The 19,485-nt window shown below is 53.6% G+C and carries 20 protein-coding genes and 1 tRNA gene; 11 read left to right on the forward strand and 10 right to left on the reverse strand.

The genetic code is table 11. The features are described 5' to 3' along the window. Positions 1–406 precede the first annotated feature (406 nt). Positions 407–1,414 (forward strand): LysR family transcriptional regulator, encoded by a 1,008-nt coding sequence (locus E1H13_RS05005; RefSeq protein ID WP_169612307.1) that lies wholly within the window; start codon positions 407–409, stop codon positions 1,412–1,414. 18 nt (positions 1,415–1,432) lie between these two features. On the opposite strand, the gene trxA is transcribed toward E1H13_RS05005, so the two are convergent. The 4 genes from trxA to purE form a co-directional block, all read right to left on the reverse strand. Next, positions 1,433–1,756: a thioredoxin gene (gene trxA, locus E1H13_RS05010; RefSeq protein ID WP_169612308.1), complete on the reverse strand. Its 324-nt coding sequence runs from the start codon at positions 1,754–1,756 to the stop codon at positions 1,433–1,435. A gap of 54 nt (positions 1,757–1,810) precedes the next feature. Further along, a complete protein-coding gene (locus E1H13_RS05015; RefSeq protein WP_169612309.1) occupies positions 1,811–3,838 on the reverse strand; it encodes a DICT sensory domain-containing protein in 2,028 nt (675 codons plus the stop codon). A 487-nt stretch (positions 3,839–4,325) separates the two neighbouring features. Next, positions 4,326–5,756 carry an ammonium transporter gene (locus E1H13_RS05020; protein WP_347404122.1) on the reverse strand — a complete coding sequence of 477 codons (1,431 nt, stop codon included), beginning with the start codon at positions 5,754–5,756 and terminating at the stop codon, positions 4,326–4,328. A 497-nt stretch (positions 5,757–6,253) separates the two neighbouring features. Continuing rightward, entirely contained in the window at positions 6,254–6,775 is a 522-nt protein-coding gene (gene purE, locus E1H13_RS05025) for a 5-(carboxyamino)imidazole ribonucleotide mutase (RefSeq protein WP_169612311.1), read from the reverse strand. A 289-nt stretch (positions 6,776–7,064) separates the two neighbouring features. On the opposite strand from purE, the gene bchM reads away from it, so the two are divergent. From bchM to E1H13_RS05040, 3 genes are read left to right on the forward strand one after another with little or no spacing between them, the layout of a single operon-like run. Further along, positions 7,065–7,748 carry a magnesium protoporphyrin IX methyltransferase gene (gene bchM / locus E1H13_RS05030; protein WP_169612312.1) on the forward strand — a complete coding sequence of 228 codons (684 nt, stop codon included), beginning with the start codon at positions 7,065–7,067 and terminating at the stop codon, positions 7,746–7,748. A 55-nt stretch (positions 7,749–7,803) separates the two neighbouring features. Then, positions 7,804–8,190: a DUF423 domain-containing protein gene (locus tag E1H13_RS05035; protein WP_169612313.1), complete on the forward strand. Its 387-nt coding sequence runs from the start codon at positions 7,804–7,806 to the stop codon at positions 8,188–8,190. Between the two features lie 11 nt (positions 8,191–8,201). Beyond that, positions 8,202–8,462, forward strand: coding sequence for a hypothetical protein (locus E1H13_RS05040; RefSeq protein ID WP_169612314.1), 261 nt, complete (start codon positions 8,202–8,204; stop codon positions 8,460–8,462). Here E1H13_RS05040 and E1H13_RS05045 read toward each other — a convergent pair. The 5 genes from E1H13_RS05045 to E1H13_RS05065 form a co-directional block, all read right to left on the reverse strand. After that, on the reverse strand, positions 8,452–9,090 hold the full coding sequence (locus E1H13_RS05045) for a CPBP family intramembrane glutamic endopeptidase (protein ID WP_169612315.1): 639 nt from the start codon (positions 9,088–9,090) through the stop codon (positions 8,452–8,454). The genes E1H13_RS05040 and E1H13_RS05045 overlap by 11 nt on opposite strands. A gap of 219 nt (positions 9,091–9,309) precedes the next feature. Continuing rightward, complete coding sequence (locus tag E1H13_RS05050; RefSeq protein WP_169612316.1) at positions 9,310–9,732, reverse strand: response regulator; 423 nt, start codon at positions 9,730–9,732, stop codon at positions 9,310–9,312. A gap of 468 nt (positions 9,733–10,200) precedes the next feature. Then, a complete protein-coding gene (gene psbA / locus E1H13_RS05055) occupies positions 10,201–11,286 on the reverse strand; it encodes a photosystem II q(b) protein (RefSeq protein ID WP_169612317.1) in 1,086 nt (361 codons plus the stop codon). A gap of 405 nt (positions 11,287–11,691) precedes the next feature. Then, positions 11,692–12,741, reverse strand: a complete 1,050-nt coding sequence (locus E1H13_RS05060) for a hypothetical protein (protein ID WP_169612318.1) — start codon at positions 12,739–12,741, stop codon at positions 11,692–11,694. A 66-nt stretch (positions 12,742–12,807) separates the two neighbouring features. After that, positions 12,808–13,401, reverse strand: coding sequence for a cation diffusion facilitator family transporter (locus tag E1H13_RS05065; RefSeq protein WP_169612319.1), 594 nt, complete (start codon positions 13,399–13,401; stop codon positions 12,808–12,810). Positions 13,402–13,688: 287 nt separating this feature from the next. Here E1H13_RS05065 and E1H13_RS05070 point away from each other — a divergent pair, with 287 nt between their 5' ends. The 7 genes from E1H13_RS05070 to E1H13_RS05100 all read left to right on the forward strand — a co-directional run bounded on the left by E1H13_RS05070 (position 13,689) and on the right by E1H13_RS05100 (position 18,898). Beyond that, positions 13,689–13,886 (forward strand): DUF2281 domain-containing protein, encoded by a 198-nt coding sequence (locus E1H13_RS05070; protein ID WP_169612320.1) that lies wholly within the window; start codon positions 13,689–13,691, stop codon positions 13,884–13,886. 19 nt (positions 13,887–13,905) lie between these two features. Continuing rightward, positions 13,906–15,189, forward strand: a complete 1,284-nt coding sequence (locus E1H13_RS05075; RefSeq protein ID WP_169612321.1) for an ABC transporter ATP-binding protein — start codon at positions 13,906–13,908, stop codon at positions 15,187–15,189. Between the two features lie 110 nt (positions 15,190–15,299). Then, a complete protein-coding gene (locus tag E1H13_RS05080) occupies positions 15,300–16,583 on the forward strand; it encodes a tetratricopeptide repeat protein (protein ID WP_169612322.1) in 1,284 nt (427 codons plus the stop codon). Positions 16,584–16,943: 360 nt separating this feature from the next. Beyond that, positions 16,944–17,168, forward strand: a complete 225-nt coding sequence (locus E1H13_RS05085; RefSeq protein ID WP_169612366.1) for a type II toxin-antitoxin system HicB family antitoxin — start codon at positions 16,944–16,946, stop codon at positions 17,166–17,168. Positions 17,169–17,279: 111 nt separating this feature from the next. Beyond that, positions 17,280–17,768 (forward strand): gas vesicle protein K, encoded by a 489-nt coding sequence (locus tag E1H13_RS05090; RefSeq protein ID WP_169612323.1) that lies wholly within the window; start codon positions 17,280–17,282, stop codon positions 17,766–17,768. A gap of 129 nt (positions 17,769–17,897) precedes the next feature. Beyond that, entirely contained in the window at positions 17,898–18,641 is a 744-nt protein-coding gene (locus E1H13_RS05095) for a GvpL/GvpF family gas vesicle protein (protein ID WP_169612324.1), read from the forward strand. A gap of 2 nt (positions 18,642–18,643) precedes the next feature. Then, entirely contained in the window at positions 18,644–18,898 is a 255-nt protein-coding gene (locus E1H13_RS05100) for a gas vesicle protein GvpG (protein WP_169612325.1), read from the forward strand. A 172-nt stretch (positions 18,899–19,070) separates the two neighbouring features. On the opposite strand, the gene E1H13_RS05105 is transcribed toward E1H13_RS05100, so the two are convergent. Next, a tRNA-Gln gene (locus E1H13_RS05105) sits at positions 19,071–19,142 on the reverse strand. Positions 19,143–19,485 lie beyond the last annotated feature (343 nt).

Here is a 19,485-nt window from a genome sequence, read left to right on the forward strand (position 1 = left end):
CCTCTTATCAAATAGAGTTTTGGATCATCGTGGCGATTCACTATGTCGCTTGGTTACTGTGGCTATGGTTTGCTATGAGCCGTTGGGGATAAGGTTAGGTAAACCTATGCCTGGCAGAAAAATAACCACCGTGGCTAAGACTGTCAGGTGTCAGAACGGGTGGGCCGACTTGCGCCTCAGAGAACTAAAGCACCAGTACAGCAGCATGTCAAGATCCCAGGGCTCTCGGACTGATTGACCATAAGTTTTTAGGCATTCCAAGCAAGAACCCTGGGATCCATACCGGCGTTCTAGGCTATGGTCAGACAATCAACCTGATTTATCATAGAAAAGACATGACAGATGAATAATTTTTGATAGAATGAAATCTATGAATAGGTTCTTCGCCAACCGAGGAGGTTGATCGTTGATTCACGCTACGTTACACCAACTCAAGGTTTTTGAAGCCACGGCCCGTCACGGCAGCTTCACCCGAGCCGCAGAGGAGTTGTATCTGACTCAGCCCACCGTATCGATCCAGGTGAAGCAGCTCACCAAAGCGGTTGGTCTTCCCCTGTTTGAGCAAATTGGTAAGCGACTGTACCTGACCCAGGCCGGGCAAAAGCTGTTAGAAACCTGCCAAGAGATTTTTAGCGGTCTTGATCAGTTTGAGATGGCGATCTCTGACCTGAAGGGGTTAAAGCAAGGGCAACTGCGCCTGGCCGTTATCACCACGGCCAAGTATTTTGTACCGCGGCTCCTCGGGCCATTTTGCCAGCGCTTTCCAGGCATTGATATTTCCCTTAAGGTGACCAACCACCAACATATTCAAGAACGTATGACCAATAATGATGATGATCTGTACATCATCAGTTCTCCGCCAGAACAGCCGGATCTGAAAATCTATCCTTTCCTAGAAAATCCCCTGGTGGTGATCGGCCCTAAGGATCATCCCCTGGCAGGTAAAACCAACGTGCCGATCCAAGCGCTAAATGGTGAGCAGTTTGTGATGCGGGAACCGGGTTCGGGGACCCGATATGCGGTGCAAAAACTATTTGAAGCCCACAATGTCGACGTCAAGGTCCGCCTAGAACTGGGCAGCAACGAGGCCATTAAACAGGCGATCGCAGGTGGCCTGGGCATTTCTGTCTTATCTCTGCATACCATTATTTCTGAAGGCACCAGTGGCGAATTTACCATCCTCGATATTGAGCACTTCCCGATCGAGCGCCACTGGTATGTGGCCAGCCTAGCTGGCAAGCAATTGTCGGTGGTGTCTGAGGCCTTTTTGGCCTATCTATTGGAGGAAAGTCACACCCTAGTGGAGAAATTTTTACCTGGCATTAACCGGGTTCCCAACTCAGACAAGGTAGCCCTCGATCCTAAAGCAGAAGGGGGTAAATCCTCTGGTAAGGTGCTGACTAAGACCCCATAGCGCCAAAACAGCTTATGTTTACTGGAGATGCTGCTCTAGGGCGGCGCTGTACTCCTCGTACTTTTTCGCCCCCACTAGGGTGTCAACGACTTCGCCCTGGGCAAAGATGATCACAGCGGGAATACTACGGATACCATATCGCTTAGCAACTGACTGATTGGCGTCGAGGTCGAGCTTCAAGACTTTGACCCGATCGCTGTAGTCGTCAGCCAGCTGATCGATCAGCGGGGCAACCAGCTTACAGGGGCCACACCAAGTGGCTGTGCAATCGACTACAAATAGTGACTCTGAGCTTAGCAGAGCATCAAACTCGGTTTCGTTTTGAATGTAGGCAGCAGGCATAAATTAAGGCTCATAAAATCTCATTCTCCCATGCTGGCTGCGTTTATCCCAGGGTTAATCATCGATTAGCACGGAGGGATTGCCGGGCATCGTAGCGGGCTGTTTAGGCTTGATTTCAGAGGATCGACTGCGGCGGCCGTCAACCTTCCCTTGAGCAATGGGCACCGTAAAGTGAAACTGACTGCCTTTATTTTTGCCCGCTGACTCGGCCCAGATGGTGCCCCCTAGCCCTTCAACAATTTGCCGACACATGGCCAACCCCAGACCGGTCCCCCCCGTCGTGCGCCGCAGGGCCCCTTCTTCTTGGTAGAAGCGATCGAAGACCGCATTCAGGCGACTGGGCTCGATGCCCCGCCCCGTGTCAGAAATGGTCACTTGCAGGTGAGTCGGGCTAGAACGGGTCACCTGGATGGTGATTTTGCCCGTGGCTGGGGTGAATTTCTGGGCATTGTCGAGTAACTTGGCCAGCACTTCCACCAGCCATTCCCCATCGGCCCGCACCAGGGGCACTTGCTTCGGCAGTTTAACTTTGACGGTGGGGGTCTTGGTGGCGTCTTGGCTGGCGTGCATGCTACTCAGGGCCAGATCGATACACTCCTGAATCGAGAGGGACTCTAGGTTCCACTCGACCCGACCACTTTCTAACCGCGATAGGGTGAGGAAGTCTTGTACCAACTTCCGCATCCGCTCGGCATCGTCTAGGGCCGATTGCAGCATAATCTGGCGTAGTTCGGCGGGCATGTCTGGTTCGGTGGACAGGCTCTCTAGGCACACCTGAATGGTGGACAACGGGGTGCGTAGTTCGTGGCCAGTGATGGCAATTAAATTACCTCGGGTGCGGTCTAGGGCTTCCAGTTGCTGATTCAGGTCCTGTAGATTGGCGTAGGCTTCGGCTTGGATAATGGCGACACTCAGGTGGGTGGCGATCGCGTCTACCAGAGCTTTATCGTCTTCGGTCCAGTCGTAGGGTTGGGGTTGACAGTGGTGCAACTCGATCATGCCAACCAGGCGGCCCTGGTAGGTTAGTGGCACCAATAGCCAAGACTGAATCTGCCACCGCTCTAGCAGGGGCGCAATGCCGTCTAGCTCATAGCGAAAGGGAGATTCAGGGTCGTGGGTATCGGCGATCGCCACCGTCTCTTTGGCATCTTGTACATAGTCGAACAGGGGGTTGGTCGCCAGGGGCCAGGTTTCCCCCAGCAGCGAGTCCACAGACTCTTTGAGGTGCTGATGTTCGATCGTGACCGTAGCCTCGTTGGCGCTACAAGGATAAATCAGACACCGACAAACATCTAGGGCATGGCCCAACTCAGTCACCGCCTGCTCAAAGATTTCGGTAGCGTCTAGGGATTGACGAATCACAGCGGTCATCGAGTTGACTAACCGCTCTCGCCGTTCTTGGGCTGCAATCGCCTTGTAGGCTTTCAGCAGTTTGTACTGCCCGGCCTGTAAGTAGGTGACCAGCCGTTGGGTGAACGGGTCGGGGCCACTGCTATTATCCAGGCGGCTAGAGGGCTGAAGGTGGGGATCAAGGTAGCGCTGCTTGGCGATCGCAGTTTTGTCAGCAATATCTGGGCGATACTGGGCGATGCGATCCAGTAGAATGGCGGCAGCCCGCTGGCTAACGTAACGATCCTGGGTCCAAATACCCTCGAATCGCCGGGTTTGATCTAGCGATGGCCCATCGCTGGTGGTGGGCACAGGGGTGCGCTCTCGACAGATTAAGCAGGCATTGTAATTTTCACCCATGACCACCAGGTGCCATTCATGGGTCAAGGCATCGTCAGCTGCAAAGGCAATGGTTTCGTAATTATCTGACCGACTGGTAAAGCTGGTGCCTTGGGCAGACAGAACATATACCTGGTCAGTAATCTCAGCAATACGCAGGTACCGGTTAGCCTCTTGCAGATAAAATCGTTCCTGCTGGAAGCTGGCAATCACTAAAGAGCCCTCTGCCCCAGCTAGCACATGGTCTTCCATTGCATGGGACAATGCTGTCAACGATGTCTTGAAATAGAGGCTGGGTCTAAGCTGGGGAATTGCCGTCAACAATTCTTCCACCACCGATGTGGAGTTGCTCATAGTTCAATTCAGGGCACTACCAACAGACCAGCATTCTGCCAGGGCTAAAACCGCACCCTAAAAAACACCAGATGCATCGGCAGCAGTTACTTTCACTTAGCCTACCAGGTGCCTAGCCCAACCATTGCACTTTGTAACCATTTGCCAAGAAAAAAGGGGAAGGGGGGGGGATGGGGAGATGGGGACGGTGGAGAAGGTGGGGTTGGCGTAGGGGCGGACCCGTTGTGTCCGCCCTGGCGGGGGAATGGGAAGGTGGGGGGATTTTGGATTTTGAATTTTGGATTGAAGCCGTAGATTCGTAGGGTGCATTAGCGGCTGGGGTTAGGGCGATCGCCAGGCCCCTTAAGTCCCGCCGTAACCCACGGGTGAGGGATGGGTGGTGGAAAAAATTCCCGCAAGCAAGCGCCTGTCTGCATTAGAACAGGCAGGCGCTTCCAGCTAAGTCATGCTGTTAAGAGGTCGTCAAACCCTATTCACAGGGACTGACTCACATCACACCAGTCATATCGGAGGTGTCTTTCAAGAAACCACTGTAGGCTTCCATCCCATGTTCGCCAATATCCAGACCTTTCATCTCCTCTTCTGGGCTGACGCGGATACCTAGGGTAGCCTTGAGAATCAACCAGAAGATGCTTGTGGCCACTACGGTAAACAAGCCCAGGGACAAAATCCCCAGAATTTGCACGCCCAATTGACCAACGCCACCGCCATAGAACAAGCCGGCCACAGCATCGGCATCACCAGCTTGGGTGAAGTTATTGGGGTTGGCAAACAAGCCCACCGCCAGAGTACCCCAGGCCCCACACACTAAGTGAACCGAGGTGGCACCCACAGGGTCATCAATTTTGATGCTGTCGAAGAAGCCAACCGAGAACACTACGATGATGCCAGCCAGCAACCCAATCCAGAAGGCACCGGCATAGCCCACCACAAAACAGCCAGCCGTGATGCCCACCAGGCCCGCCAGAATGCCGTTAATGGTCATTGACAGGTCAGGCTTACCACTCAGAGCCCAGGAGGTAAAGGTGGCTGCAACACCGCCAGCCGCCGCCGCGATGTTGGTGGTCACAGCAATGTAAGGCACAGCTAGGTTAGCGGCTAACTCAGAACCCGGGTTGAAGCCAAACCAGCCGATCCACAGAATCAGGCAACCCAGGGTAGCAATGCTGAGGTTGTGACCCGGCAGGGCACTGACTTGGCCCTCGGCAGTGTACTTGCCCATACGGGGTCCGAGAAAGGCTGCACCCATCAGTGCTGACCAACCGCCGACTGAGTGCACAACCGTGGAACCAGCAAAGTCTTCAAAGCCCATGGCCCCCAGCCAACCATCCTCACTCCAGACCCAGTGGCCCGTAATCGGGTAGGCAATACCAGTCAGCAATACGCTGAAAATTACAAAGTCAAGGAATTTAATCCGCTCAGCCACAGCCCCAGACACAATGGTGGCTGCCGTGCCCGCAAAGGCGGCCTGGAACAGGAAGAATGTGTCTTTGGTCAGACCAGCGTCAGCTTCTAAACCATAAAGCTCTGGAGACCCCCCTAGGAAGAAGTTGCCCCAGCCAATCCAACCGCCACCGCCACCAAACATGAGGGAAAAGCCGATGAACCAGTAGGAAAGCGTGGCTAACGCAAACACAATCAAGTTTTTGGTGAGAATATTTACCGCATTCTTCTGACGGCAGAAGCCGGTTTCCAGCATGCCGAAACCCGCGTTCATGAAGATCACCAAAAATGCCGCAATCAGAACCCAGATGTTATCTAGGGTTCTTTGGACGTCATCAATGGAGAGTTCATCCTGAGCGTGGGCTGCCAGGCTCCAGGTGGCTAGGATAGCGATCGCCAGGGGGATGCAGGCTAACCAAGACCAACCGCCAACCCGACCAAACAAGCGTTTTACCGCCTGATCAAAGGGCGGCACACTGGCGTTCCAGAAAGACGATTTTGACCGTCTCCGGAACTTAGAACGATTTCGCAACACTAAATTAGACATCTCGACAGACGTTCCTTCAACACAATCAGACAAGCAAACACGGCCTACCGAGTGAGACTAGCTCTGCCCTTGCAGAGCAGTGAACCAGACCTGTGTGGGAGCTAAAACCTACAACAACAAGTCACTCTGTAGACTAACTAGGTCAGACCAAAATGGCCTTTCAAGAGTTAAGCCAGCAGATGCGTACTTACTTTCGAGGAACAAACGACCAGCCACATAAGACACCTATGGAACCCTCATGGCTAGGAATTTGATATGAACTATAGAACAAAATGATTCCATCAATTCTCAGAGAGTCAATCTGTATCAGAGAATACATAATTTTCCAAAGGAAAGCTAAAAGCTCCAGCCAACAAGGGTTTCTGGCAGTTCTATTAACCGCTAATTAATCTTGCGGATGGGAGCGATCGCAGTTATTTTCCTCCTTAGGCCATGGTTTGTAGGTAACCCTGGGGGCCGAGGTCGTCCAGTCGGGCTTGCTTAGCCAGTACGGATGCTTCCAGTTCTTGTCGGTACTGGGCAACTTGATCGAGCAACTCAGGGCGATCAGTGGCCAGAATTTGCACCGCCAGCAAGCCTGCATTTTTGGCGTTGCCAATGGCAACGGTGGCCACTGGAATGCCCGCTGGCATTTGCACAATTGAGTAGAGGGAATCAAGCCCTTGCATGGCCCGACTGGGCACAGGCACGCCAATCACTGGCAAAGGGGTGAGGGCGGCTACCATACCCGGCAGGTGCGCCGCCCCTCCGGCCCCCGCAATAATCACCTTTAAACCTCGCGGGCGAGCGGTTTGGGCGTAACTCACCATCCGTTCTGGGGTGCGATGGGCCGAAACAATGGCCACATCATGGGCAATGCCAAAGGCACGACAAATGGCGATCGCCCCTTCCATCGTAGGCAGGTCAGAATCGCTGCCCATAATGATGCCAACCTCAGAATGGGTCATGGTTTTTTGCCCTCAGCACAACAGCGTCTCCCATCATGCCATTGACGCTGACTAGAGCATCGGTTCAGTCTGGCTAAAACCCGGTTTCTTCGTTGCTGCTCTAGCGGCATAATCTGCTGTCTGGCCAAGGAATCGGGCTTCTGTACCAGCGTTCTAGGGGTGGGCTCAACCCGAAATATTGCGTTTCATGTCAGGACTGAGGATGAATACCCCAATCATCTAAAATTTTGATTAGCAAAACGTTATAGAATTTTACAGAAATTATTTCAGTCCATCTCAGGCTACCGCTATGACCGTAACTGACGATAAAACCGTAGTCCGCGACTATTTTAACGCCACCGGGTTTGATCGCTGGCGACGCATCTACGGTGATGGTGATGTCAACAAGGTGCAGCTTGATATTCGCAAAGGGCATCAGCAAACCGTTGATACCCTACTGGAGTGGTTGACCGCAGACGGTAACTTGGCCGGGTTAACCTGCTGTGACGCTGGTTGCGGGGTGGGCAGCTTGGCTATTCCTCTGGCGCAGGCGGGGGCCAAGGTCTACGCCAGTGATATTTCCGCCAAAATGGTGGAAGAGGCCCAGCGCCGAGCCACTGACGTCTTGGGGGATGACAACCGGCCCACCTTTGACGTCAAGGATTTAGAGCAGTTAAGCGGTCGCTACCATACCGTTATTTGTCTGGATGTGCTGATCCACTACCCCCAGGACCAGATGCAGACCATGATTGCCCACCTGAGTTCCTTGGCTGAGTCGCGCCTGGTGCTGAGTTTTGCCCCCAAGACCCCGTGCTATACCTTACTGAAAAAAGTGGGCGAATTTTTCCCAGGGCCCAGCAAAACCACGCGGGCTTATCTGCACCGGGAAGCGGACATTGTCAAGATTCTGGAGACCAGTGGCTGGACCATCGAGCGCCGGGCAATGACTAAAACTCAGTTCTACTTCTCTCGTTTATTGGAGGCAGTACGGTAGAGACCTGCCGTGGGGAAAGGGCTGAGATTTGTCGAGCATTTGGTTAAGTCGGTTTATGGCTCTAGAACGCTGGTTTGTGGGGATCGCTGCTGGATTGGGGGGCACTGCTGTGGCTGCCGGGGCCTTTGCCACCCACGCCCTGCGGGGGCAGCTCAGCGATCGCCTGCTAACAATTTTTGAAACCGCTGCCCGCTACCAGATGATTCATGCTCTGGCCCTGTTGGGGGTCGCCCTGGCCCTGGGGCAAGGGGGGCTCTCCCCCAGCTGGTTAGGGGCAGCCGGATGGGCCTTATTGGTCGGGACACTGATTTTTTCTGGCAGCCTATATGCCCTGAGCCTAACGGGCCTAACGGTGCTGGGAGCTGTAGCCCCAATCGGTGGGGTGGCGCTGATCATTGGTTGGGGGTGCTTGGCAGTGGCGGCTTTAGTTGGGGCCACCTAAAGGACAGGGTTATGATAGCCATAGCCCCTTGCCTGTTTGACCACATGTTGGACTCTTTTTCGGCTCGATTTCTAGCTACTCCTCAAGATGTTTTGGAGTCCCTGGAATTACACCAGATGGCCCAGACGTTTCGGCTGGAGGTGGAGCATAGGGATCACTTTGATGCTTACTGTGCCTGGTACTATCGCGTCGCAGCAGAAAACCAGCAAGATCTGGAAATCATGCGCTCTGAGCTGAATGTTAGGGCCTGGTTTGATCGCCCTAGGGCGTAGGGGTATGATGCCAGCGGGTCACCACGGTAAGGGCGATCGCGGCTTCAAACCACCACCTAATCTGGCGAACGGCATCACTGGGCAATAACAGTTGGCCAGTAAGATTGCCGAGAACGTGAAACAGAATCACTGCCAGCAGACTCCGTCGAGTGTTGAGATAAATCCAGGTGTACAGAATAGCTGTGGGTATCAACGACAGTAATTGCCGCCAAGGGCCTCGGGGGGTGCCGTCAAAGGCCTCAAAATATCCGGGTAGATAGCCTAAGGGCAAGTGCCAACTCCACCAGGCGATTGCCACCAGTAAACTGGCCCCTAAGGGCGATCGCCACCGGAGCAATCGTTCAAGCAAGTAGCCTCGCCAGCCAATTTCCTCAGGCAGAGGGCCGATTAATAGGATGAACCCCAAAAACCGCAGAAAGGCCAGTGGGTGAGCCATGCGATCTAGGGCATGACCAAGTGCAAGACTATGATCAAACCCCGCTGCGATCGCTATGGCTGCCGAAAGCAGGGTTAAGCCTGGGTAAAACAGCATGACCAGTCCCCACCAGCAAACTGTCAGTCGACGGGGATCAAGGCAGCGCCACAATAAATCCTGTAAGGCTCGCCAGTGGCCTTGTTGGTAAGCCATAACCAGCCCACCTAGAAAAACCCCAGTTCCGCCAAGATAAAAGCAAGCAACCGCAGGCCAGTGCCAAACGCTCCCCTGAGATAGAGCGGCGATCCAGGCAGCAAGCCCCCACCAGACCCAGGTCCAACCATGGGAAAACAGCAGAAAACCCAGGATTCCTGACTTAGGTTGGCCGTGGGAAAGCAGGAAAGCCATAGTAACCTAATGGTTAAGACACCTTTAGGTTAATCGCAAAAATCGGCACACCATTTCTTCTAGAGCCTCTATCAAAAAAGGTTTGCTAATGTAGCCGTCAAATCCAGCATTTAAAATTTTGACTTGGTCATCCTTGCTAGCCAATGCTGTGACAGCAACGATGGGAATAGCGCTGGTTTCGCTATCGGAGCGCAATTGCCGAATAATATTGAAGCCATCCACCTGGGGCAAATAGATATCTGTCAAAATTAAACTAGGCTGATAGCGTTTTGCCGCTACCAAGGCACCATAGCCATCGGCGACAAAACAAGCCGCACAGGCAAGTTGCTCAAGTACGTAAGAGATCAATGTCAGACTATCATCGTCGTCATCGACGACTAAAATTAGGGGAAATTGCCCTTGGGCGGCTTGAGTACATTTACTTATACTTTCACCTATAAGTGCCATATAAACCATACTCCTTGGGGGCGAGTTTCGGTTAAAACGATTTACCGCAGCAGGAACCCTGCATTTAGGCAACCCCTCTCGTGGTCAGTCGAGCACGTTAACGGACTGGCTAGGTAAGATTAAGGTCTGCTGGACCAAGCAATGAAGCCTAAAAAACGACCAAAACAGAGCTTAAAACAGTAAGTTCTATCAGCTTAGCACAGGGATTAGCGACCATCAGGACAAACCATATGAAAGTAATGCTTCTTTAACGACAGCCGGGTAAAATGATCATCTTCTCAGGGCAATTGTTGCAGAGTCTGCTAAGCGGAAAGTCAGTTCTGATAAGGTGCGGGTGCCTTTGGGGTGAAGGAAGAAGTGATTAAGAGACCTGTCATAAGAAACTACGCTTCCCAAGAATGTCGCCTTGGAAAACGTAGTCGAGTTATAGCGAAAGAGATGAGTATATGTACTCTTAACCGCAAACTCCTAACCGTGAACAGAAGGGGCCGTCAAAGCCACAGGCTGCATGTCACCATCAATAGCCAAATCTAGCGGGAAGTTATGGGCATTGCGCTCGTGCATAACTTCTAGCCCTAAATTAGCTCGATTCAACACATCAGCCCAAGAGCCAATCACATGGCCCCGACTGTCTAGAATGGAGTGGTTAAAGTTAAATCCATTCAAGTTAAAAGCCATAGTACTAATCCCTAGGGCTGTAAACCAGATGCCAATGACCGGCCAAGCTCCTAAGAAAAAGTGTAAGGCACGGCTATTATTAAAGCTGGCATATTGCCAAATTAGTCGGCCAAAGTACCCGTGGGCAGCGACAATGCTGTACGTTTCTTCTTCTTGGCCAAACTTGTAGCCGTAGTTTTGGGACTCATTTTCTGTGGTTTCTCGCACCAATGAGCTGGTGACTAGAGAACCGTGCATAGCCGAGAATAAAGCACCGCCGAACACCCCGGCAACCCCCAACATATGGAAGGGGTGCATCACAATGTTATGCTCTGCCTGGAACACAAACATAAAGTTAAATGTGCCGCTAATACCTAAGGGCATCCCGTCAGAGAATGATCCTTGACCTAGGGGATAGATCAAAAATACTGAGGTAGCCGCAGCCACAGGGGCCGAGTAGGCAACACAAATCCAGGGACGCATACCGAGACGGTAGCTGAGCTCCCACTGGCGACCGAGCCAGCAAAAGATACCAATCAAAAAGTGAAAGACAATCAGCTGGTAAGGTCCACCGTTATACAGCCATTCATCTAAGGAAGCCGCATCCCAAATGGGATAAAAGTGCAGTCCGATCGCATTAGATGAGGGAACCACAGCCCCAGAAATAATATTATTGCCGTACAGCAGAGCCCCTGATATTGGCTCTCGAATGCCGTCCATATCAACAGGGGGAGCTGCAATAAATGCAATTACAAAGCAGGTGGTAGCTGTGATTAAGGTAGGAATCATCAGCACTCCAAACCACCCAATATATAGGCGATTTTCGGTACTGGTAATCCACGCACAGAATCGTTCCCAAAGGGACGATTGTCTTCGTTGTTCAAAGGTGGTTGTCATAGGTCAAACACCAGTTACATCAGAGGGGGTCTAAAAGGTGCTAAGCGGGCTACGCTACCTGGCAACTAGATAAAGAACGAAAAATCAGTATTTTTTTATCACTGCCGAGTAGCATTAGCAACCTGCCAAGCGACTTCTCAAACATGCTCTCAAGGCGCTGACACAGCAACATATGGGTGGTTAAGCTTTATTCGTGTTCATCTGCATCATCGCCCAGATTGATTTGTTTCAAGCCATGGGAGTATTTTGCCGTCAGACTATTAATTAAATCTTGCTGATTAAGGCAGCAGCCTAACAGCAACCCCTATGGTTAACAGTCTAACGAAAACACTTTATCTGTGTGTAAAGCTTTGTTTAGTTGAGGGTAAATCCAGATTTTTGGGGTAATACAGGGGTCAATGTCGCTTAATTTTCTTCCAGGATTAAGCGCCAGCGAATTGTTTGGGCTGTGACACTGTTGGCTTCCCCTAAGCGTACTTGCACAGTTTCGTTGATCACGGGGCCTAAGGCTGTTAGCAGCGCCCGCAGGTTAGGGGTGCTTTCACCACTGTCTACAAATACCCGTTCAGACAGTTGGTTCAGCCGCTTCCAGGCGGTGTAGAGCTTGACGGCGGTTTGTTCAATTTGGGCCGCCTGGGCCACCATGTCGGCAGCGGAGTTGAGGCAGCCCACTCGCAGAGCCTCTTCCAGGGCCAGTTCCAGATCAAAGTCGTCCGTTTCCAGTAGCTGTACCTGGTTAGCCGAAGCCAGATATTTAGACAGGTAACGGGCCTCGGCAGTGACCTGCTTCAGGGTATCCAGGTCAGGGTTCAGCTCCACCTCGGTTTTGAGGGTGCTCTGGTGGGCCGGGGGCAGCTTTTCCATCTCCTTCACCAGGGGGGCGATGTAACGGCTGGGGATGGTGTTGTTGGCCGCTTTTTCCCGCAGGGTTTCAGGAATCAGATCCGAGGTCATGGCTGACCACTCGTTGGCCACCTGACGCACCTCCCGACGGGTGATATGGTCTCCCTTACGGGCCGAGTCGCTGACCAACTGCTGCACCTCCGGGGCGGCCTTGGCGGTTTCCACAAAGGCCCGCTTACTGAACTGATTCACCTCCTGGGGGGTCAGCATGCCAGCATCCAGTAACTGATCGGCACTGTCCGCTAGCTCAATCAGGTTATAGGCATGGCTTTTGGTAATTTCGCGATCCTTCAGCCAGTTCAGAAAGCCAGTGCCCCGACCGTCACCGCCCCGCTTTTCGCGATCGCGCACTGTCCGCAAAATTCTGCCCCGCCAAATGTCGGTTTGCAGGTCAAAGCGATCGCACACCTGCCAGGCCGCTTCTACCTGCTGGTTAAACTCATAGTCAGAGATTTTCTCGTCGTTGGGGTCAGGCAGGTTAAACGAAAGCTCTCCTCCCCCCTGTATGGCCGACTCGATCGCGTCTGAAGAATAGGGCATTGCCGCCGTCATGCTGGTGTTCTCTTGGTGCACAGGTTGTCCATTCTCCCACGTCTGGATGAACAACCGCTAAGTCATTCAGTCGGCTTCGCGATCGCGCAGAATTGCCATGCCGCCCCGCAAGACAACCGCGGCCACCAATAGGCCCACCAATAAATCGGGCCAGGCTGAACCCGTCAGGCTGACCAAAAACCCTGCCCCGATCACGCCCAGGTTGGCAATCACATCATTTTTAGAAAAAATCCAACTGGCCCGCATGTGAATTTCTTCCTTGCGGTGTTTGGCAATCAGCAGCAGGCAAGTGACGTTAGATCCTAGGGCCAGCAGGCCGATGGCAACCATCCAGGCGGGCTCCGGTGATTGCCCCGCCAAGAACCGTCGCACCCCGTCTATGAGCACCAGTACCGCCAGCGCCACCTGCAACCACCCACTGAGCCGGGCCGCCCGGACTTTAACCCCAGCAGCTCGCCCCACGGCATAGAGCGACAGACTATAAACCGTGGCATCAGCCAACATGTCTAAAGAATCGGCCAACAGGGCTGTGGACTGAGCCCACCAACCCGTCACCGCTTCTATGACAAACATCGCCCCATTGATCCCTAGCAAAACCCACAGCGTCCGCCGTTGGGCCAATTCTTTGGCACTCAGAGCATTGCATTCACAGTCAGACATTAGCCAGTGGGTAATTACATAGCCTCTGCATAGCGTAAGCCATCTGCACCTATAGCTAGCCTGGTTAAATAATTTCTTCAGCCTACTTAAACCAAATCCAAGTCCAGACCTGGCGTTCTGTCTGTGGGAAAGCCTAAGATCCCGATCTGGACTTGGCATGAACCAAATCCAAGGCCAGACCTGGCGCTCTGTCTGTGGGAAAGCTCCAGCTCGGGAGCTGGACTGGGTATAGCCCAAGTAGAATAAGGATACCGGCTAATGCTCGTTGTTCTCTTGAGACCCCAGCCATGACTACCGCCACCCTGAAAGCAAAAATCCTGGCAGAGCTAGAACAACTGCCCGAGGAGGCTTTGGCTCAAACACTTGCCTATGTGCAGAGGTTGAATGCTGCACCGCAGATAGCATCTTCCGAGGAGGCCATGCAGGCTTACTTGGCATCAGAGCAAGAATACAACGAGGTCTATACTCGCCTTATGATGGGCTAGGTTCTCCCGAAGCTCGCCCATGAACGACGAACTCTTTCAGCGATTTACCACCGCCTCGCGAAATCTCAACCTGTTTCCCCTGCTGTCGTCGGAGGAGATTGAAGAGTTTCGGGTGACCTACGGTAGCCGCACCCTGGCCGTGCTGGAAGACGCCATTTTGGACCTGGAGGCCGACGGTAAGCTGATTTTCACTGGGCATCGGGGCTGTGGCAAATCGACCCTGCTCAACCAGTTGGCCCTGAATATGCGCAAGCAGGGATTGTTTGTCTCCTTCTTTTCCATTGCCGACATGGTGGAGATGTCGGCCGTGAACCACATCAATATTCTCTACTCCATTGCCCTGAAACTGTTGCATCGAGCCACAACGCTACAGGTACCCATCCCCGATACGGTGCAAGACTCGCTCAAAACCTGGTTTACCCAGACCAAGTCCCGCACCTACACCGACCAGCTGAAGCAGGAGGTGGGGCTAGGGGGCAACTTTTTTGAGCTGTTCACCGCCAAGCTGCAAAAGGAAGACTCTTTCCGTGAAGAGATTAAGGAAACCTACGAGCGTCGCGTATCTGACCTGACCCAGCACATCGACCAAATTGCCGCCGCCATCCAGGCCGCCACGGGCAAAGAGGTATTAGTGATTATCGACGACCTGGATAAGCTGGACCTGGCGGTGGTGGAAGCCATCTTCAACGACAACATCAACGCCCTGTTTTCCCCCCACATTCGGATTTTGTTTACCATCCCCATTGCGGTGGTGCGGGATACCCGCCTCAAGGCCACCCTTGATTCCGTCTGCCAGATTGTGCTGCTGCCAGTGACCAAGTTTTACCCCCAGGAGGTGGTCCACCAGCCCGACGCCACCCCGATCGAGGCCAGCGTGGCCACCCTGCAAGCGGTGCTGGAAAAACGGATCGAGCCTGACCTAATTGAACCCGAAACCCTGCGGCAGATGGTACTGCTCAGCGGCGGCGTGCTGCGGGAACTGGTGCGCCTGGGCAAAGAGTGCTGCCGCGAATGTCGGCTAGAGCTGAAGCTCGACCCCAGCAATACCCGCCAGAAAATCGATGGGGCCATCCTCACGGCGGCCCAAAAGTCACTGCGCAATCAGTACGCCCGCCCCCTGGGCAACAACCAGTATGCCCTGCTGACGGAGACCTACCGCTCTTTCGCCCCCCCGGATGCCGGGGATGAAAAGTTTTTGGATCTCCTGCATGGGCTGTATGTGTTGGAATATGAGAATGACGATCTCTGGTATGACCTGCACCCCCTGGTGACGGACCTGTTGAAACGCAAAAAGTTGATCTAACCCTCGTCCCCTCCTGGGAGGGATGCCCGTAGGGCGGGGTGGGTTCCGGGGACTGGCCTAACCCACCCCTGCCCCTCCCAGGAGGGGAAACTCTAACCTTGGTTTTGGCGATGCCCCCAGCCGCTCTCTCTTCCCTGAACGATCGCGAGTACCGCAAGCTACTGCTGGCCCTTACCCTCGACACCCAGCGGCTGGAACTGCTGATCGCCATTACGGACGATCGCAACCTGCAAGACCAGCTGATCGCCGCCTACGAAGCGGACCTGAAGGCCGAGGACATTACCCCCCTGCGCGCCCGCCTGGACCCCAACCGCCCCAGCCTGCGGGCCACCCTGGAGGAGCTGGCGGCCCAGACCCCGGCGCTGCAAGCAGGGGAACCCGCCGTGGTGACGGTGCTGAATGCCGGGGAATTGCTGGGGGTGCGCCTGGATGATGAGAAATCGGAGCAGGAGAAGTTTTTCTTTTCCCTGCAATGGACCCGGGAGGCCCTGCGGAAGTTTACCTTCCCGATTGTGCTGTGGCTGCCGGATGCAGTGGCGACCCGCCTGGCCCAGCAGGCCCCAGATTTTTGGAGCTGGCGCGGCGGCGTGTTTGAATTTGTGGCGGAGGCCAGGGAGCCAGCGGTGGGGCGAGAATTGCTGGCAATGCCTATGCGTGGTCTGCAAGATGAGCCACAGAAAAGCCCCATCGCCATCGCTGACTTGCAGCAGCAGGTGGCCCAGCTAGAGCAGACTGCGCCGGAATCGCCGCTGCTGATTACGCTCTACAACAACTTGGGAGAAGCTTACTCGGGTCAGTACGATTACAAGCAGGCGCTGGAGCTCTACGAAAAAGCGCTGACTCTGGCCAAGACAAAGAACGACCGTGCTGGGGAAGCCAGGGCGTTACGAAATTTGGGAGATGGATTGGCAGATTGTGGGCGACCGTTTCAGGCGATGGGTTACTATCAGCAGGCTTTGGAGAAGTATCGGGAACTGGGCGATCGCAGTGGCGAAGCAAAAACGCTAAATCGGCTTGGCCTTGCTAGTGATGATTTAGGGCAATACCCCCAGGCGATTGAGTACCACCAGCAGAATTTAGCGATCGCGCGGGAGATTGGCGATCGCAGTGGCGAGGCCAATTCCCTAGGCAGTTTAGGCATTGCCTACGATTTGCTGGGGCAGTACCAACAGGGGATTGAGTACCATCAGCAGTGGTTAGCGATCGCGCGGGAGATTGGCGATCGCTTTGGTGAGGCGGCTTCTTTGTTTAACCTTGGCAATGCTCTGGTAAAACTGGGCCAAGCACAACAGGCCATTTCTAACTACGAAACTGCCAAGGCAATTTTCGAGGAAATCGGGCAACCGTTCAACGCTGATAAATGTGACACCGCTCTCCGCAGCCTAAACAATTAATTCCTCCTGCGGTAGGGTGCATTCGCGGCCCTCAAATCCTCCGGACAGGCGATCGCCCCCATACCGCAATGCACCGCCCACCCATCGCGAGCATCCCCAAAACCGGATTTCTCGCCGTGGTGCATTGCGGCGGGCTGGGGTGGAGGGGTTGGTAACAGGGGTAAACGCGCCGCGAATGCACCCTACGACTCTCTAGCGCCAAATTTCCGTGGTTTTTGGTGGGTCTCGGTGTCGCCGCCCTCGCCTGGTGGTTCCTGCGGTAGGGCGCGATCGCGGCTTCCAAATCCTCATGTCTGTGCGATCGCACCTACGAGGATATTGATTTGGCCTATGATCGCCCTAGAGGCCACGGTGAAGCTTATGCTGACTCGCTATATCCAAACCGCGATGCACCAAGCGGTGTACGAGCTGCTAGACAACAACACCTTCTACGGTGAAATCCCTTCCTGCCCAGGCGTTTTGAGTAGTGCCAACACCCTAGAAGCCTGTCGTGAGGAGCTGCAAAGCGTGCTTGAAGAATGGCTCATTCTGGGATTACGCCTTGGGCATACCTTACCTGTCCTTAACGGCGAGAATTTGCCGTAAATCAGTTTCTCGCCGTGGTGCATTGCGGCGGGACGATGGCCAACAATCGGCCCAAAATACAATCGCGCCGCGAAGACTCTTTGCCTGCCCCACATGCACTAGACTGGGGCTATGACCTCTGAAAACGCCGACAAGCTCGACATTGAGCAACTGCCTAACCTGGCCATCCAACCCCAGACCAAAAACAGTGATGCGGGTTTGGCCCCTCTGCTGTTGACGGTGGTTGAACTGATTCGCCAGCTGATGGAAGCCCAGATCATTCGTCGGATGGAGGGGGGAGAGCTCAGCGACGAGGAGTTGGACCGAGCGGCCGAAAGCCTGCGCAAACTGGAAGAGCAGGTGGTACACCTGTGCGAAATTTTTGACGTTGACCCCGCTGACCTCAATATTGACCTGGGGGAAATCGGCACCCTGCTCCCCCGGGAAGGTCACTACTACCCCGGCGAAAAATCCCCCAGCCCCACCATCTTGGAGCTGCTAGATCGGCTATTAGCCACAGGAGTCGTCGTAGAAGGGGATCTGGATTTAGGGATGGCCCAACTCAGTTTGATTCAGGCCAAGCTGCGGTTAGTGCTCACCTCTAAACCGCTTGGGACCTAACGTTCTGGGCGGAGAGGGTTAGGTTCTATGCCCGGATATCAACTTTGTATCGCTCTATGTGGACCTGTTGAGTCCCTCGGGGTTTTAGGGAACGTTGGGAACATCCCCCTATAATTCAGTCATTGCCCTATGGCCGATCGCTATTATCTGTACGGAATTTTTCCTGCCCCTGGCCCCATCGACCTGGCCATAGATGGGTTAGACAAGCAGCCGGTGCAGGCTCACCGGCTAGACGGCTTTACCTTTCTCTATTCCGAGGCCTGCCAAAACCGTTACCTGGCCAGTCGCAAAAATCTACTGGGCCACGAGCGAGTGCTAGAAGCAGCTATGGAACAGGGGTTTCGCACCCTATTGCCGCTGCAGTTTGGGCTGATTGTTGAAGGCTGGAGTCAGGTGCAGCAGGACTTGGTTACTCCCCACGCTGAGGATCTCCGCCAGTTATTTGAGCGGCTGAAAGACAGCCGTGAAGTCAGTATCAAGGTGTTGTGGGAACCGACCACCGAACTAGAGCTGATGATGGCCGAAAATGACGCCCTAAGAGCCCAGCGGGACCAGTTAGAAGGCACCCAGTTGAGCATGGACCAGGTGATCAAAATTGGGCAGGTGATTGAAGCGGCCCTGGAAGACCGTAAGCAAACTATTGTGGCTCAGTTTCGCGAGGCGTTAGGGCCTCTGGCGAAAGAGGCGATCGAAAACGAGCCGATGACCGACTCGATGATTTTTAACGCCGCTTACCTCATCCCCTGGCATCACGAACCCGAGTTTAGCCAGGCGATCGAAGCGGTAGATAGCCAGTTCGGCGATCGCCTGCGCATTCGTTACAACAACTTCACAGCCCCCTACAACTTCGCTCAGCTTAATCAGCTCAACTAACTATGTTGCTAAAACTACTGTTTGCCCCCGTACTTGGTCCTGTAGAAGGGGTTAGCTGGATTGCCGATAAAATCCTAGAGCAGGCTGATGTGGCTACCAACGATATGGAAAGCTTGCAAAAACAGCTGCTGACCCTGCAAATGTCCTTCGATATGGGAGATGTATCAGAAGAAGACTTTGAGGCACAAGAAGAAGAGATTCTACTGGCTATGCAAGCGATTGAAGACGAAGAAAACGGGCCAGATAGTCCAGAGTAATGTTGCAGAACCACAGCATCTAAACCGCAGAATTTAGGCGTTACTTAAATTAGGCATGAAACTTCAGCAGGGCCATCTACCCGGTCCCTTTACTGGTATGCCCCGAAAGGCGATAAGTCGCGTCTCAGGTAAGCTTTCGTAGAAAAAGCTAATCAAACCAAGCTCAATTAAACTGGGGTGCTAGGATTCGAACCTAGGAATGCCGGGACCAAAACCCGGTGCCTTACCGCTTGGCGACACCCCATTAACGGCGCTTTTGTAATATAGCAGGTCAGGCCGCAGCTGTGTCAAGATTTTTGCTTCTACGAATTATGGCTGAACTGTAGCCCTGAATCAGCAGAGCTGCCTCACGGAGTTCGTATAATAGATAACTGACATACCCGTAGGCTTTGACCATCAGCATTAGTCAAGCCCAAACTGATACCACTGATATCCCAAAAAATACGGTTACCGTACCCATGCATCTACCCTCGGTTGACCGTAGCATCCAAACTGTAGCATCGAAATTGATGTTTGTAGGCTGGGCAGGCCAAGCTGTCTAGCCAGCGAGATACCTGTCCTACGGGTTGCCACGATTTATGGCGGCT

The organism is Nodosilinea sp. P-1105 (assembly GCF_012911975.1).
In the GTDB taxonomy this organism is placed as follows: Bacteria; Cyanobacteriota; Cyanobacteriia; order Phormidesmidales; family Phormidesmidaceae; genus Nodosilinea.

Bases quoted from the DNA above. Each gene is read 5' to 3' on its own strand.
- E1H13_RS05035 (WP_169612313.1), top strand. From the start codon at position 7,804: ATGGCTCTAGAACGCTGGTTTGTGGGGATCGCTGCTGGATTGGGGGGC.
- E1H13_RS05075 (WP_169612321.1), top strand. From the start codon at position 13,906: ATGAACGACGAACTCTTTCAGCGATTTACCACCGCCTCGCGAAATCTC.
- E1H13_RS05045 (WP_169612315.1), bottom strand. From the start codon at position 9,090: ATGGCTTACCAACAAGGCCACTGGCGAGCCTTACAGGATTTATTGTGG.
- E1H13_RS05095 (WP_169612324.1), top strand. From the start codon at position 17,898: ATGGCCGATCGCTATTATCTGTACGGAATTTTTCCTGCCCCTGGCCCC.
- E1H13_RS05050 (WP_169612316.1), bottom strand. From the start codon at position 9,732: ATGGCACTTATAGGTGAAAGTATAAGTAAATGTACTCAAGCCGCCCAA.
- psbA (WP_169612317.1), bottom strand. From the start codon at position 11,286: ATGACAACCACCTTTGAACAACGAAGACAATCGTCCCTTTGGGAACGA.
- trxA (WP_169612308.1), bottom strand. From the start codon at position 1,756: ATGCCTGCTGCCTACATTCAAAACGAAACCGAGTTTGATGCTCTGCTA.
- E1H13_RS05090 (WP_169612323.1), top strand. From the start codon at position 17,280: ATGACCTCTGAAAACGCCGACAAGCTCGACATTGAGCAACTGCCTAAC.
- E1H13_RS05065 (WP_169612319.1), bottom strand. From the start codon at position 13,401: ATGTCTGACTGTGAATGCAATGCTCTGAGTGCCAAAGAATTGGCCCAA.
- E1H13_RS05040 (WP_169612314.1), top strand. From the start codon at position 8,202: ATGATAGCCATAGCCCCTTGCCTGTTTGACCACATGTTGGACTCTTTT.
- E1H13_RS05060 (WP_169612318.1), bottom strand. From the start codon at position 12,741: ATGACGGCGGCAATGCCCTATTCTTCAGACGCGATCGAGTCGGCCATA.
- bchM (WP_169612312.1), top strand. From the start codon at position 7,065: ATGACCGTAACTGACGATAAAACCGTAGTCCGCGACTATTTTAACGCC.
- E1H13_RS05015 (WP_169612309.1), bottom strand. From the start codon at position 3,838: ATGAGCAACTCCACATCGGTGGTGGAAGAATTGTTGACGGCAATTCCC.
- E1H13_RS05100 (WP_169612325.1), top strand. From the start codon at position 18,644: ATGTTGCTAAAACTACTGTTTGCCCCCGTACTTGGTCCTGTAGAAGGG.
- E1H13_RS05085 (WP_169612366.1), top strand. From the start codon at position 16,944: ATGCTGACTCGCTATATCCAAACCGCGATGCACCAAGCGGTGTACGAG.
- purE (WP_169612311.1), bottom strand. From the start codon at position 6,775: ATGACCCATTCTGAGGTTGGCATCATTATGGGCAGCGATTCTGACCTG.
- E1H13_RS05070 (WP_169612320.1), top strand. From the start codon at position 13,689: ATGACTACCGCCACCCTGAAAGCAAAAATCCTGGCAGAGCTAGAACAA.
- E1H13_RS05080 (WP_169612322.1), top strand. From the start codon at position 15,300: ATGCCCCCAGCCGCTCTCTCTTCCCTGAACGATCGCGAGTACCGCAAG.